General features: G+C 72.1%; 7 protein-coding genes. 1 reads left to right on the top strand and 6 read right to left on the bottom strand.

All coding sequences use genetic code 11. From position 1 onward, the window contains the following. Positions 1–19: 19 nt before the first annotated feature. From WMF11_RS20030 to WMF11_RS20010, 5 genes are all read right to left on the bottom strand, one after another. A complete protein-coding gene (locus tag WMF11_RS20030; protein WP_437553864.1) occupies positions 20–790 on the bottom strand; it encodes a PP2C family protein-serine/threonine phosphatase in 771 nt (256 codons plus the stop codon). A 147-nt stretch (positions 791–937) separates the two neighbouring features. After that, positions 938–2,443, bottom strand: coding sequence for a hypothetical protein (locus WMF11_RS20025; RefSeq protein ID WP_437909999.1), 1,506 nt, complete (start codon positions 2,441–2,443; stop codon positions 938–940). 251 nt (positions 2,444–2,694) lie between these two features. Further along, positions 2,695–4,533 (bottom strand): OmpA family protein, encoded by a 1,839-nt coding sequence (locus tag WMF11_RS20020; RefSeq protein WP_437909997.1) that lies wholly within the window; start codon positions 4,531–4,533, stop codon positions 2,695–2,697. 212 nt (positions 4,534–4,745) lie between these two features. Then, positions 4,746–5,417, bottom strand: a complete 672-nt coding sequence (locus WMF11_RS20015; protein WP_437978603.1) for a hypothetical protein — start codon at positions 5,415–5,417, stop codon at positions 4,746–4,748. A 254-nt stretch (positions 5,418–5,671) separates the two neighbouring features. Further along, entirely contained in the window at positions 5,672–9,142 is a 3,471-nt protein-coding gene (locus WMF11_RS20010) for a thrombospondin type 3 repeat-containing protein (protein ID WP_437978602.1), read from the bottom strand. 273 nt (positions 9,143–9,415) lie between these two features. Here WMF11_RS20010 and WMF11_RS20005 point away from each other — a divergent pair, with 273 nt between their 5' ends. Next, positions 9,416–13,051 (top strand): Kelch repeat-containing protein, encoded by a 3,636-nt coding sequence (locus WMF11_RS20005; protein WP_437978601.1) that lies wholly within the window; start codon positions 9,416–9,418, stop codon positions 13,049–13,051. A gap of 286 nt (positions 13,052–13,337) precedes the next feature. Here the strand turns inward: WMF11_RS20005 and WMF11_RS20000 are convergent, their stop codons facing one another. Continuing rightward, complete coding sequence (locus tag WMF11_RS20000; RefSeq protein ID WP_437909991.1) at positions 13,338–15,236, bottom strand: PEGA domain-containing protein; 1,899 nt, start codon at positions 15,234–15,236, stop codon at positions 13,338–13,340. Between the last annotated feature and the right edge of the window lie 33 nt (positions 15,237–15,269).

Below are 15,269 nucleotides of genomic sequence, written 5' to 3'. Positions count from 1 at the left end.
CGCGGCGCGCTCGGCCGCGTCAGCCGCCGGCGTTCCACCGCACGAGCACGCACGTGACGTTGTCGGGGCCGCCGTGCTCGTTGGCGCGGTCGATGAGGGACCGCGCCGTCGCGGCGAGGTCGCTCTCCTGCGCGAGCAGCTCGGCGATCTCCAGCTCGGGGACCGGGCCCGAGAGCCCGTCCGAGCAGATCAGCAGGAGATCTCCGGCCTCGGGCCGCTCGACGCGCGTGGCCACGTCGACCGTCTTGCCCATCCCGAGCGCGCGCGTCACGACGTTGCGGGCGAGCAGCGGATCCACATCGTCAGGCAGCTGCTCGCCGGTGTTCAGGTGCTCGTTCCAGAGCGAGTGATCCTCGGTGAGCCGCTCGAGGCGGCGCCTTCGGTAACGGTAGACCCGGCTGTCGCCGACGTGCGCGATGCACGCCGAGCTCCCGTCGACGTAGACGCCCGCGAACGTCGTCCCCATGCCGTAGCAGAGCGGGTCGCGCTGCCCGACCTCGAAGATGCGCTCGTTGGCGCGCCAGATGGAAGAGACCAGGCGCAGCTCGAGGGGCGTCACCTCGTCGTACCCCGTCGGCTGGGTGATCTCGCCCTCGCCGTCCTTGCAGAACGACCGCACGATGTCGACCGCCATCCGCGACGCGACCTCCCCACCGGCGGCGCCGCCGATGCCGTCCGCGACGACGAAGAGGCCGAGATCCAGATCGACCGCGAAGCTGTCCTCGTTGTGCTCGCGCTGGTGGCCGACGTGGCTGTCACCGGCGGCTTCGATGTGGAGCGGGGGGTTCACAGAGCTTCCTCGTCAGCGGGACGCGTGTCGTGCCGGGAGCATCCAGCGGCGGGGCGCCTCGCGCAAGTCAGGAAGGAGCTCAATTCGAGTGAAGAGCGCCGGCCTGCTCGGGTACGTACGTGACGCGCGTGACGCGCGTGACGCGCGTCACGTGCGCAGCGCCGCGGTCGCTGGCGACTGGAGAGGCGGATGGGCGCCGTGCAGCTCGCTGCGCTGCCCGGCGGGGGGCGGGACGCTGGCCGTGAGGGCCTCGAAGCGGCCGTTCTTCCAGGTCACGAGGCCTCCCGAGAGGCGCGCGGCGCTGCCCGCCCCCGGCTCGGACCTCAGCCAGACCAGGGGACGCGCGGCGAAGACCGGCTTGGTGCAGGCCACGTCCTCGAAGGCCGCGGACCACGAGCCGGTGTTGCCGAAGAACAGCCCGCCCTCCCAGGTGCCCTCGGGCGTGTGCGTGTGGCCGAAGACGACCGCTCTGGCGCGATGGGCGCGGGCGACGTGGCGCGCGGCGCGACTGACGCGCTGCCACGTCGCGTCGAGCGGGAGCTTCGGCACGAGGCGCTCGTAGACGATGAGCGCCGCCGGCGCGACGAGCGCCCCCGGCGCGAGCCAGAGCGGAGCGAGCACCAGCCACACGAGCGCCACCGCGACCGCGAGCAGCGCCAGCGCGGCCCGGTCGAGCCACAGCTCGCGCGCGACGAGCCCCAGCCGATCCTCCGCCGGGGGTGCGAACAGGCGGGCGTGACGGGCCACGGCGCGGAGCGGGGCGCCCGTCTCCTGCGCCGCGGCGGCGAGGCTCTCGCGCAGGCGAGCGCGCCGCTCCGGCTCGCGCCGACGCACGAGCTCGACGAGCGTGCGGAGCGCGCCGAGCGCCCACGCCCCCGCGAGCGAGCGGCTGGAGAACATGTAGTAACGCGCCCAGTGCGCGAGGTACCCGAACGCGGACAGCATGAACGAGGCGTCCACGTGCGGGTTGAAGTAGCCCATGCGCGACACGAGCAGCCGGCACACGAGCGAGCCCATGGTGGGCTGGATCTCGCCCGGTTTACGCCCGAACGGGACCATCGGGTAGCGGTAGCTGCAATACGCGTCGTACTGGTTGCCGTGCTCCACGATGATGCCGTCGGGCGTCTTGTGGAACCACGCGCGAAACACGACGCGCGCGCCCAGCGCCGCGCGCGCGTGCGGGGCGCTGGAGAGCGGCGCGTCGCCCAGCGCGGCGAGCGCCGCATCGACGACGCGGGCCCGGACCAGGTCGCGCACCTCGGGCAACGTGAGCTGGACGTCGTGGTTGCCGGAGATGAACACGACGGTGTGCCCGTCCGCGACGACGCGACCGAGCGCCTCGATGAACACCGGGTGGTCCGCGAGGATCGCCGCCATCGCCGGCACCGCGTGCTCCGCGCTGCGGGGGAGATCGTGAAAGACGCTCTGCTGGTCGATCACGCGCGGCGCATCGAAGTCGAACACATCGCCGTTGAGCACGAGCGTGAGCTCATCGCGCCCCGCGCCGCGCGCCGCGCCCTGCCTCATCTCGTCCCGGAGCGCGTCCAGCATCGCCGCGACCTCGCTGTCGGGGGAGTAAGGAGCCTGACGGTAGCGCATCCACAGGCCGTCACCCGGCTCGAGCTCGCAAAGATGGATATCTGAGATCGCCACCGTATGGAGCATTCGATAAGGTGACACACTCGCCTGTCCACGGCCGTCAGGGAACGGTCACGGCCAGGGGTCGGGCGGCGGCGGAGGCGCATGCGGGCGCGGCGCAGCATGACGTGCCGCGGCGCCGCGATCGCCCTGGACTGCGAGGTATCGGCGTCCGCGCGTCTGGGCGTCTGTCGGGATTTGTGGTGTCTTGGGCGTTGTGTCGCTCGTGGTCGAGCGTGTTGCGCCGCGACGTCGGCGCTTGCTCGCTAGGGCTTTCCCTTGCGCTTGACGATCACGAACTGCACACGGCGGTTCTTCTGGCGCCCTGTCTTGACGCGGTTGTCCCCGACCGGCTGCTCGAAGCCGTAGCCCTTGGCGACGAGCTTCTCCCTCGGAACCCCGGCGGCCACGAGCCACGAGAGGACCGCGTCCGCGCGCTGCTGCGACAGGCGGAGGTTGTACTCCTCGGTCCCGTTGTCGTCGGTGTGGCCTTGCACCTCGACGAGCTCGATGTCCGGGTTCTGCTGGATGGTGTCGCGCACCTCGTACAGGACCTCGTCGGAGATGGGATCGACCGTCTCGGCGCGCGACTTGCCGTAGACGACGAACTGGACCGGCTTGGACGTCTTGATCTCGTCGGCGTTGACGCGAACGAACCTGGGGCAGCCGTTCTGTCGTGGATCGGGGTCGGAGGGCCCCCGCTCGTTCGGGCAGGCGTCCGCGGCGCCGCGCACGCCGTCGCCATCCGGATCGTCCGGGCAGCCGTTCTGCTTCGGGTCCCGGTTCGCCGGCCCCTTGGCCTTGGGGCAGGCGTCCGAGGCGTCGGCGATGCCGTCGCCGTCCGCGTCGCCAGGGCAGCCGACCTTCTTCGGGTCGTCGCTCGCCCCGCCGCGCACGCTGGGGCAGGCGTCGATGCCGTCGTGGAAGCCGTCGTCGTCCGAGTCCTCGGGGCAGCCGTTCTCCGTGGCGTCGGCGCTGCGGGCGCCCGGGGTGCTCGGGCACGCGTCGTCGATGTCGAGCACCGTGTCCCCGTCGCGATCGGCCGGAGGACATCCGTCCTTCGCGCGATCGGGCGAAGGATCGCCCTTCACGTCGGGGCACGCGTCGATCTCGTCGTTGATGCCGTCGTCGTCCCTGTCGCCCGCGACGGCGGCGGCCTGGGCGCGATCCGGGGCCGGCTTCGGGAGCGGCGTCCAGCCGACCATGCCGACGGCGCGGACCGGCGGTGTGCCGATGGCGTTCGTCAGGCCCGGGCCGACCGCGGCGCCGAACGTGAGGCCGTCGAGGACGCGCAGCTTGGCGCCGAAGAGCAGCTCGGCGTTGACGCCCGCCTCGTCGCGCTGCACCGGCGTGCTGGAGAGCAGGAGCTCGTTGCCGAGCGGCGCGCCGCCGTACGCCTCGGCGCCGAGCTGGAGGAGATCGTCGGCGATCAGGAGCCCGGCGGCGCCGCCGAACGTGAACAGCTGCGGCCGGTTGCGGCCGCCTCCGAGCTCGACGCCGCCGCTCGCGCTCCACAGGAACCCGAGCGACGAGCTCGCCGAGCCGACGCGCCCGCCGACGCTCGCGTGGACGGCGCCGCGGGCCTCCGCGTCGCCGGTGTACTGCGCCGGCGCGCCGGTGGGCGCGAACAGGTATCCGCCGATCCCGAGCTGGAACGGGCCTGCGTCTTCCCCGAGCAGGCGGACGCGCGCGCCGAAGCGCAGGTCGCCGAGCTCGGGCGCCGTCAGCTCGGTGAACTCGACGCCGGGGATGCCCGGGTCGTCGCCCCCTTGCGCGACGGCGAGGGGCGCGTCGATCGAGAGCAGGAGGCGGTCCCAGAGCGCGAGCGAGGCGTCGAGGCGGAGGAACGTCTGCGAAGAGACGAGGTCGACGGGGGTCTCACCGCTGGTGTGGATGGGGCGGTGAGCGTAATCGAGCATCACGTAGGCGCGCGGCGCGAGGTGGCCGGGAGCGGCCGGAGAAGGCACGCCGAAGAAGGCGTCTCCAGCGGGCGCCGGCTCGAACCGGTCGAGGGAGAACCCGCCGGTGGATTGACCGCGCGAGGCGCCGGCGAGCGTCATGAGGACGGCCGTGGACGCGACCGCTGCGACGGAGGAATGCCTCATCGGCCGGGCACGATAGCGGGGGCGCGTGGCGGGGGGCAACATCCGCATTTCTTCCCTGGCCGCGGCGATCCTGGGCGAGGTCCAGGAGGCGGCCTGCGACCCGCCCGCGCCGCGTTCGACGTGGCCACGACTCTGACCACAGGGCGACGGTGCGCGGAGGGCGCGCCGCGCCAGGGACGATCAACGGCTATGGAATGGCCGAGCGCGGCGCGTCACGGACAGTCGCCGAAGGCGCTGTTGGGAACGACGCTGCGCGTGATATCCGCCGTGACGGTGGGGATGTCCTGTGTCCAGACGTGATCCGTGGGGGCCGCGTCGCAAGTCCCATTCTGCGAAAGGTCCACGTACCAGTGCATCTTGTACGCCTTGTCGCCGGGTATCTGCCCCGTCACGCTGAACGTGCCGTCGGCCTCGATCGCGTCCGACGCGCTCAGGGCCGGCGCGGCATCGCCGGCAGCGACGACGGCCACGTAGACCATGTCACCAGTGGTGTAGGCGGGAACGTAACCGGTGCCGCGGAGGGTGAAATTGAAGCTCTCGCCCGACGTGCCGCCAGCGCCGCCGGAGCCGCCTGCTCCCGCGCCGCCTGAACCGCCGGCGCCCTCGCCGCCCGTTCCCGTCCCGCCGGCGCCGCCCGTTCCTGCACCGCCTGTTCCCGCGCCGCCTGAGCCGCCCGTTCCCGCGCCACCAGCGCCGCCCGCTCCTTCGCCGCCAGCGCCGCCCGTTCCTGTGTTGCTCGTGCTGCCCTCACCCGTGGTGGTGGTCGTCGAGCTCGAGGTCGTCGCCTCCCCCGTGGCGTCGTCAGCTCCGCATCCCGCGCCCGTACCGGCGATGACGAGCGCGCCCATCGCCATCCACACCGCGATCCACCGAGATGCCTGCATGAGGGTCCTCCTTGAAGCTCCGTTATGGCGGGGCGCATCTCCGTGCGCCGCGGGCTCGTCCGCGCCGTTCGGCTCGCTGCGGCGTACTTTCGTGCGCCTCGCTCGCCTGCCTGGCGGCTGAGCCCGTATCACACGAATCTGCACCTCGCTATCCAAGATTGACGGTATCGGACGGCCGCGCCGACGAGGAGCCGCCGCGCTCGCCGGGTGTCGCTCTCAGGTGATCGTCAGAGCCCAGTTTCCGCGGCGTGGAATCATGCCGCCCGTCGCGGTTGCAGCCGGCCTCGCCGCCGGAGCACGGCGGCGAGGATCAGCAGCATGCCCCACGCCTCCCGGGGCATCGGCCCACGTCCCATGCGGCAGTCGCAGCCGCCTTGGAAATCCGGCGACGCCGCGCCGCCGCTGGTCGCGGTCGTCGTCGCGGCCTCACCGCCGGCGCCGCCCATGCCGCCAGCGCCGCCCGTCCCGCCGGCCCCTCCGCCGCCGCCGCTGCCGGTCGGATCCGGCGGCTCGCAGGCGTCACCCTGGCCGTCCTCGTCGGTGTCGGTCTGCTCGGGGTTCGCCACGCTGGGGCAGTTGTCGGCGTCGGTCACCACCCCGTCGCCGTCGGGATCGCAGGCATCGCCGAGATCATCGCCGTTCGCGTCTTCCTGCCCGGCGTTCGCCAGGCTCGGGCAGTTGTCGCAGATGTCGCCGCGGCGGTCGCCGTCGGCGTCCGCCTGATCGGCATTCACGATCTGCGGGCAATTGTCGTCCGCGTCAGGTATCGCGTCGCCGTCGGCGTCGTCATCGCAGGGATCGCCGAGGCCGTCGCCGTCGATGTCGGCCTGCGGCTCGCCCGGCGCAGGCGGCGGGTTCGCCGCGAAATCGCAGTTGTCGTCCTCGTTCGTCACCCCGTCGGCGTCCGGATCGCCGTCTGGATCGCACGCGTCGCCGGTCCCGTCGCCGTCGGCGTCTTGCTGCCCGGCGTTCGCCAGGCTCGGGCAGTTGTCGTCGACGTCGAGCGTGCCGTCGTTGTCCGAGTCGCCGTCGCACACGTCGCCCTTGCCGTCGCCATCGGTGTCGACCTGCGGCTCGCCCGGCGCGGGCGGCGGGTTCTCCGTGAGGCGGCAGTTGTCGTCGCCGTCGAGCACGCCATCGTCGTCCGAGTCGGTGTCCCGGTAGTCCGGGGTCCCATCGCCGTCTGTGTCGATCGCCGGCGTATTCAGCAGAGCATCCCCGGCCTCTTCGGAGTCGAGCACCCCGTCGCCGTCGCTGTAGCGGTCCACGGCGTCGATGAACGCGTCACCGTCGGTGTTGTTGGCCGGATCGGCGGGATTGTCGCGGTTCAACACCTCCTCGAAGTCGCCGATCGTGTCGCCGTCGGAGTCGACGCTGGTCGGGTCGGTCCGGAGCGCCGCCTCCTCCGCATCCGTGAGGAGGTCGTTGTCGTCGTCGTCGTCGCAGACGTCCCCGTCGCCATCGCCGTCGGTATCGAGCTGGTTGGTGTTGATGTCGTATCCGCAGTTGTCATCTGCGTCGAGGACGCGGTCGTTGTCGTCGTCGTCGTCGCACGCGTCACCGAGCGCGTCTTCGGGCCCGGTCTTCGGGTTGTTCTCCTGCCCCGGGTTCGGCGTGGTGCGGCAGTTGTCGCCGCCGTCCGGCACCCCGTCAGCGTCGTCGTCGTTGTCGCACGCGTCGCCCTGCGCGTCGCCGCCCGCGAGGCTCTGGTCGGTGTTGATCTGCGTGCTGTTCGGCGCGAACTGGCAGTTGTCGGCGGCGTCGAGCACGCCGTCGGCGTCGTCGTCATCGTCGCACGCGTCGCCCAGCGCATCGCCGCTTGCAAGGTTCAGATCCGTGTTGGCCTGGGCGCTGTTCGGCGTCGTGATGCAGTTGTCGTTCACGTCGGGCACGCCGTCGGCGTCGTCGTCGTCATCGCAGGCGTCGCCGAACCCGTCGCCGTCGGTCAGGTCCTCGTCCGTGTTCGTCTGATCCAGGTTGCGCTGGAGCGGACAGTTGTCGGTTGCGTCGGGCACGCCGTCGGCGTCGTCGTCGTTGTCGCACGCGTCGCCCAGCGTGTCGCCGCCGGGCAGGTTCCGGTCCGTGTTGCGCTGGCTCGTGTTCGGCTCGGTCGGGCAGTTGTCGGCGGCGTCGAGCACGCCGTCGGCGTCGTCGTCGTCGTCGCACGCGTCGCCCAGCGTGTCGCCGGTGGCGGCGTCGGTGTTCGTCTGGTTCGCGTTAGCCACGTCCGGGCAGTTGTCGCAGGAGTCGCCTCTCTGGTCCCCGTCGCTGTCGCCCTGGTTGTTCGTGTCGTTCGGCCCGTTCGGCGTCGAGGGGCAATTGTCGCAGACGTTGCCGACCCCATCGTGGTCATCGTCGATCTGGCCGGCGTTGGCGACGCTGGCGCAGTTGTCGCAGGCGTTGCCGAGGCCGTCGCCGTCGCTGTCGACCTGGGTCGTGTTGGCGACCTCGGGGCAGTTGTCGCAAGCATTGCCGACGCGGTCTCCGTCGCCGTCGGCCTGGTTCGCGGTGATGAGGCGCGGGCAGTTGTCGCAATCGTCGCCGAAGCCGTCGCCGTCGGTGTCGACCTGGGTCAGGGTCGCGACGTACGGGCAGAGGTCGCACGCGTTTCCGAAGGCGTCGCCGTCCTCGTTCTGCTGATCGTTCGCGCGGTCCGCGCAGTTGTCGCACGCGTCGCCCACCCCATCGAGGTCGCTGTCCGACTGGCTGGGGTGCGACGTGGCAGGGCAGTTGTCGCACGCGTTGCCGAACGCGTCGCTGTCCCCGTTCGCCTGGTCCGCGTTCGCGCGGCTCAGGCAGTTGTCGCACGCGTCGCCGACCCCATCGCTATCCGCGTCTTCCTGACCGCTGTTGGGCGTGCCAGGGCAGTTGTCGCACGTGTCACCGTCCCCGTCGCCATCGCCGTCCGCCTGGTTCTCGTTCGCGCGGTTCTGGCAGTTGTCGCAGGCGTTGCCGATCGTATCGCCGTCGGTGTCCGCCTGGTTGTTGTTGGCCGTCCCAGGACAGTTGTCGCAGACGTCGCCGAAGAGGTCGCCGTCAGGGTTGCGCTGATCGGCGTTCGGCGCGTTTGCGCAGTTGTCGCAGTCGTCTCCAACGCCATCGTTGTCCCTGTCCCGCTGATCGTTGTTGTGTGCAGTGGGGCAGTTGTCGCAGGCGTCGCCGTAGTTGTCGCCATCGGCATTGGCCTGGTTGGCGTTCGAGACGTTGAGGCAGTTGTCGTTGAAGTCGGTGTCGCCATCCGCGTCGTTGTCGGTCTCGCAGATGTTCCCCCGCCCGTCGCGATCGCTGTCGAGCTGATCCTCGTTGCGATCTCCATCGCAGTTGTCGCAGACATCCGGGACGCCATCGCCATCGTCGTCGAAGTCCGGATCCGCGGCCAGGGGCGTGGGAATCGTCGGACACTTGTCTGCGGTGTCCGCTATCCCATCGCCGTCGTCGTCGAGATCCGTGTCATCCGGGGTGCCGTCGTTGTCATCGTCATCGTCGCAAGCGTCGCCCTGACCATCGCCATCGCCGTCGTACTGGCTCCGGTTGCTGACCCCAGGGCAGTTGTCGACGCCGTTCGCGACCTCGTCATTGTCCGTGTCCCACAGCGTCGCGCTCGCCGGCCGGGGCGCGAGCGCCACGAGCGTGAGCAGGCCCGCGATCAGCGGCAAGAGCCCGCGTCGCGCAGCGCCGGCGTGCGCGAGGTGGCGGGACATCCAGGGCAAGGCGGGGAAAGTCATCGCGGCTCCTCCAGACAGATCGCGCCGTACGCGACAGCGCCCCCGTAAGCCTACCCAGTTTCGCCCGCCTCCTGGGGAGGTTTTCCTCGGCCGCGCGCTCGATCGAGCGGCGATCGCCCGCCGCCACGTCCCCGTGTCGGAGGCCACGTCGGAGGAGCCCCTCGCCTCTCTCGACGCGCCGCCTCACTTGTTCGGCGGCGGGCCGCCTTCTGTTAGGATGGCCCAGATCCGCCCTCTCACGTCGCGCGCGCCGCGCCGACCACGGAACGACCCTTGCGAAACCACCGCGTGCTGCGACTCGGCTTCAGGCTGCGAACGGCTGCGCTGCTCTCTGCGTGCGCCATTCTCCCCCAGGTCCTTGGCTGCTCCGACGAGGGCGCCTCGCGCCGCTCCCCCCCGGCCGGCCCCGGGTCGCCTCAGGCGGCGCCGCCCGGAGCGCGCGCCCGCATCGCCGCGATCCGCGCGCGCTTCGCCAACGCCATCGCCGCGAGCCCCGTCAAGATCGTCGCGGCGACTCCGGCCGGTGCCCTGCGCGCGGCAGCCCCGGAGGCCGCCGCGGCGTCCGTCGAGCTCCCGGCGCGCGCCGCCGGTCCGGTGCGCCTCGCCGATGGCGCGTCCCGCGTCTCGATCGCCTTCTCCCTCGTCGATGCCGCGGACGTGCCTGCCGCGGTCGACAGCGGCCTCGTCCTCTACGCAGGCGCGCTGCGCGCCGAAGGCGGCGGCGCCCGCGACGTCCTGCACCGCGTCCTCCCGCACGGCACCGAGGACTTCGTCGTCTTCGAGCAGGAGCCCACGCGCAAGGAGCTCCGCTACCGGGTCGACGTCACCGCCGTCTCGGGCCTCCGCCTCGTGGAGCGCACGCTCGAGTTCCTCGACGCCGGCGGCTCGCCCCGCCTGCGCGTCGCGCCCCCCTACCTCGTCGACGCGAACGGCGCGCGCGTTCCGGCCTCGCTCTCCGTCGAGGGCTGCGCCGTCGACACGAGCCCTCGCGCCCCGTGGGGCCGGCCGGTCACCCCGCCGGGCGCGCCGGATTGCACGGTGATCGTCGGATGGCAGCCCGCCGGCGTTCGGTACCCGGCGCTCGTCGACCCGCAGTGGATCGCCACGACAAACCAGATGATCACGCCGCGCGCCCGTCACACGGCCACCGTGATCGACCCGGCGAACCCTGCGAGCCCCGTGCTCTTCGCGGGCGGGTTCGACGCGTCCGGGGGCGCGCTCGCGACGGCGGAGCTGTACTTCCCGCTCGACCGCACGTTCGCGAGCACCGACGCGATGGACGTCGCGCGCGGCGCCCACACCGCCACGGCCGTCACGAAGCTCGCCCCGGCCGCGCCGTCGGATCCTGCGCCTCCGCCGCCGGCGGTCGTCGTCGTGGGCGGCAGCAGCCAGCGCACCAGCGGCACGCCGGTCGCCGCCGTCGAGGTCTACAACCCGGCCACCGGCCAGTTCGTCAGGGACGCCGGGGCCTCTCTGGGCCGGTTCAATCACTCGGCCACCCTCCTCGATCCAGGCGTGGTCCTGGTCGCAGGCGGCCTCGCGGATCCGCTCAACCAGCCCACGAGCACCGCTTCCCTCTACACCTTCAGCGCCTTCGGACCGAACGGCGGCGCGCCCGTCACGAGCACGATCGCCTCCGTGGGCAGCATGGCGACCTCGCGCCACGCCCACACGGCGGTCCGCCTGAAGGCGGGGAACGTGCTCGTCGCAGGTGGCTTCGTCCTCTCGGGCGCGGCGCTCACCTCGGCCGAGATCTTCCACGAGGACGAGGGCATTTTCCGGCCGATCTCCGTCCTCTCGCCCACCGCGACCCCGATGACGGCGCAGATGAGCGCCCTCCGCGGCTTCCACACGGCGACGCTCATCGACCGTACGGAGGCGCTGGGCGGCCAGGCAGCGACGACGCTCGATTCGGGCGAGGTGATCCTCGTCGGAGGCACCACCCGGGTCTCTGGCGGCGCTTACGTCCGCACCCTCGACATCTACCACGACGGCGTGGCCGATCCGACGAAGCGGGGCTTCGAGCTCCAGCCGACGCCGATCTCCATGGCGAACGCGCGCGCCAACCACACGGCCAGCCTGCTGCCGACCGGCGACGTCCTCATCGCCGGCGGGTTCGACGGCACGACCTCGCTCTCGAGCGCCGCCATCTACGATCCGCTGACCAGGAAGTTCAGCGCCCTCACCCTGCCGGCCGGCTCGCTTGCACAGGAGGCTCGCCGGGAGCACGCCGCCGTCGTCGTCAACGCCGGCACCGACCGCGTCGCAGGCCGGGCGGTGCTCGTCGCGGGCGGCATCGGGGCCACGAGCGCGCAGCCGCTCGCCAGCGCGCAGCTGCTGATCAAGGCGAACGGCGAGGCGTGCGTGCACGATCAGGAGTGCGCTTCAGGGCATTGCTCCGATACGGAGAACGTCTGCTGCAACGAGGCGTGCGATCAGGAGTGCTTCTCGTGCACGGCGTCGGGCAAGGGGACGGGCAGCGATGGCACGTGTGGTCCTGCGAAGCCCGACACGGAGCTCCCGGTCGTCTGCGTCAACCAGATCGAAGTGCACAACCGCTGCGATGGCCAGGGGCGCGCGCTGGCTCATGAATCCACGAAGGACTGCAAGCCGGGCCGCTGCGGCAGCAACAACAGGTGCATCCTCTATTGCCTGGACGACTGCGGTTGCGACGAGAGCGGTTGGTGTGACGTCGGCGTCGGCGATCCGGACGCCTGCGGTGAGGCCGGCGGCGCCGGAGGTGCATCGTCCGGAACGGGTGGTGGTGGTGGTGCGGGCGGCGCGTCCACCGGCGCGGGTGCAGGCGGCGCGGGCGGCGCAGCCGCCGGAACGGGTGGCGCGGGCGGTGCGTCCGCCGGAACCGGTGGCGCGGGCGCAGGCGGCGCAGCCGCTGGATCGGGGGGCGCTGGTGCCGGCGGTGCAGGCGGCGCGTCCGCTGGATCCGGTGGCGCCGGTGCCAGCGGCGCCTCCGTTGGATCGAGTGGCGCGGGTGCCGGCGGCGCAGCCGCTGGAGGCAGCGGAGGTGCGGGTGGCGCAGGCGGAGCGTCCGCGGGATCGGGGGGCGCACCGCCCGGGTCGGGTCTGTGTCTCGATCGACTCGCCAACGGCGCCGAGTGCACGCGTGATCGCCAGTGCGTCTCGGGCCATTGCGTCGACGGTTTCTGCTGCGATTTCCGGTGCGATGGCCAGTGTCAGGCATGCGACGTGGTGAACAACGTCGGCAGGTGCACGAACGTCGGGACGCCTGTCGAGCACGAGGCGCCGCACCCCAACGAGGGCGGCACCTTCCAGCGTGAGGCCTGCCCCGGTGAGGGCGCGTGTGCCGGTTACTGCGGCGGCGCCACCGACGCCAAGTGCATGTTCCCTGTGGAAGGGGCGGTCGCGAAGACCTTCACGTGCTCCTGCCCGGACGAGGGCTGCATCGTGGGTCCCGCGACGCTCACGCGCTTCTTCTGCGCAGGAGACGGCCGCGAGAACGAGCCGGTGGTCGAGCGCTGCGGCGGGTTCAAGTGCGCGGACGAGACCGCCTGCAAGACCTCCTGCGCCTCCGACGACGACTGCATCCAGGACTTCGTCTGCCTCGACGGCGTCTGCGCCGACCTCGAGGAGATCGGGCCGCGCTGCGACGGCGAGCACACGCTCCGATCCCCGGGCGTCGACACCGACTGCACCCCGTACAGCTGCCCGCCGGGCGGCAGCGCCTGCGCCTCACCGTGCAGATCGGTGGCCGACTGCGTCGATGGCATGGTGTGCAACCTCGCGAACCAGTGCGTCCCGCAGATCGATCCGTCGGAGGTCCCGTCCTGCTCCTGCAGCGTCGTCGGCGCCCCCGCCGAGCGCACCGCCGCAGGCCTCTCCGTCCTCGTCGGCGTCGCCGCGGCGCTGGCCGCCCTTCGCCGCCGGCGCTAGAGCGGCGGTCACCCGCTTCGGATACGGGCCCACCTCGACGTTTTCGGTGCTCAGCGCACGGGAGTGCGCTTGCGCGCCGAAAACGCCGATCTGGGCCCGTCTCCTGTGCGGGAGACCGCCGCTCTGCTCGGCATGGTGCTGAGGGGGCGGAAGATCAAGACGCGTGTCTGGGCCCGTCTCCTGTGCGGGAGACCGCCGCTCTGCTCGGCATGGTGCTGAGGGGGGCGGAAGATCGCGACGCACGCAACGCCGCGCGGCCGCGCACCGTGGACCGGCGCGGGTCTCGTCAGAACTGGTAACGCAGGCTCGCCCCGGGCGAGAACATCAGGACGAAATCACCCATGAGCGACTCTGGCTCGTAGGTGCCGATCCCGTCCGTCGAGGCGGACAGCTCGATCGTCCTGTCCCACTTCGGCTTGCTGAGGCCGATCAGCAGCAGCAGCTTCAGGCTGCCGGACACCTCCCACCGCTCTCCGAGCCGCAGGCCGAGGCGCAGATCAGGATCCGCGTAGAAGTAGGTCGCCGAGGCGAAGTCGACCACCGGGAACGTGTTGAACCACTCCCCCCCGGTCGTCCTGAACCTGCCGGTCCGCTCGTCGCGGACCTCGCCGACGAGCACCCCCGCGCCCAGCCGGAGCAGCGCCGGGAAGCGGTCGCTGATGTCGAAGTGGTACCCGAACGTCGCGCCGGCCAGGAAGCCGCCCAGGCGGAGCGTGTCGCTCGCCGTGCCGTCGAGCGGATCCCGGTAGCCGACCGGCCTGAGCGTCGCCGAGCGCTCGTCGAGCTGCTGCGCCGCGAACAGGCCGCCGAGCTCGATCCCGACGCCGATCCCCGAGCCGAGCTCGTAACCGCCGTGGATCATGCCGAGCCCGCCGAGGCCGAGCGAGCTGGAGCAACCCGAGCCGCAGCCGTCCGTGATCTCGCCGCCCAGCGTCGGCGCCAGCAGGAACGACGCGCTCACGTCGAGCGTGATCTTCGGCGGCTTGCGCCAGATATCGGCGTCCTCGTCGCGCTCGAGCCCCATGTCGAGGCTCTGGCGCTGGCCCTTCAGCAGGGTCACCGTGCGCGTCCCCGTGACGAACCCGTCGGCCTTCACCTCGACCCGGTGCGTGCCGGCCTTGAGCCGGCCGAGCCAGACGCCGTTGCCCACGTTGACCGAGTTGATCCACACGCTCGCGCCGGGCGGCGTGGGGTCGACCCGCAACGAAGCGTCGAGATCCTCGGCGAGCAGCGACAGCGTCGTGAGCTCCTGCGGCTTCACGGGCGCCGCCGTCGGCTGCGTCCCGAGCTTCCCCGCGCCGCGCAGCGCCACCATGTGATCGCCGACCGACAGCGCGCCGATCCACGGGGTCTGCCCCACGACGACGTTGTCGACGAGCACGTCGACCGTCTTGCCGGCGCGCTCCACCACGCGCAGCCGGCCGGAGCGGGTCAGCCTGCGGAGCTTCGCGTTCACCGTGGCGGTCTGCCCCCCGGCGACGTCGACGCGCGTCTCCACCGGCTCGTAGCCCTCCTTGAAGACGCGGACGACGTGCGCGCCCGCCGCCACGCGGATCGGCTTGACGGGCGGGTACTGCCCGCGCTCCTCGCCGCTCACCACGATGGACGCCCCGGGCTCCGCGTTCGTGATGTCGAGCGTCCCCACGAGCGCCCGCAGCTCGGCGATCTCCCGCTGCGCGGCCGCGCGCTCGGCGGCCGACATGGTGAAATCGCGGAGGAAGGTCTCGAACATCTCGAGCGCCTCGTCGTAGCGCTGGAGCTTGCGCAGCGCGATCGCGGCGTTGTTCGTGGCCACGCGCGTGGGGAAGAGCTTGCGCGAGAGGAGGAACTCCGCGAGCGCAGGGCCCCACGCCTCCTCGCGCAGCAGCGTGAGCCCCTTCTCGAAGTGGAGCCGCGCCACCTGCCGGTCCGTCTCGGAGACGGGCGCCTCCTCGACCGGCACCGCAGCCCCGGTGGCCGGCGCTGCGCCTTCCCTGGCCGGCGCGCCGGCTTCCGCGGCGGGCGCGGCGCCCTCCTTGACCGGCGCGGCGGCGTCCGTGACCGGCGGCGCCGGCTGCGCGAGCACCGGTCCGGCGGCGACCGCGACCGCGACCGCGGCCGAGAGCGCGCGCAGCCGCGGCGCTGCGCGGGGACGCCGCGCGAGGGAGAGAAGACGAGAGCCGCCGCGCCGCGTACGCAGATCCATTCGATCGAGCACCGTACTCAGCCTGTCGCTCCG

The organism is Sorangium sp. So ce295 (assembly GCF_051527405.1).
In the GTDB taxonomy this organism is placed as follows: Bacteria; Myxococcota_A; Polyangia; order Polyangiales; family Polyangiaceae; genus Sorangium; species Sorangium cellulosum_B.
The sequence above is the reverse complement of the archived record's forward strand: the minus strand, read 5'-3'. Positions and strand labels throughout refer to the sequence as shown.

Excerpts from the sequence above, each read along its gene's own strand:
- WMF11_RS20020 (WP_437909997.1), bottom strand. The coding sequence starts at position 4,533 with ATGAGGCATTCCTCCGTCGCAGCGGTCGCGTCCACGGCCGTCCTCATG.
- WMF11_RS20015 (WP_437978603.1), bottom strand. The coding sequence starts at position 5,417 with ATGCAGGCATCTCGGTGGATCGCGGTGTGGATGGCGATGGGCGCGCTC.
- WMF11_RS20010 (WP_437978602.1), bottom strand. The coding sequence starts at position 9,142 with ATGACTTTCCCCGCCTTGCCCTGGATGTCCCGCCACCTCGCGCACGCC.
- WMF11_RS20000 (WP_437909991.1), bottom strand. The coding sequence starts at position 15,236 with ATGGATCTGCGTACGCGGCGCGGCGGCTCTCGTCTTCTCTCCCTCGCG.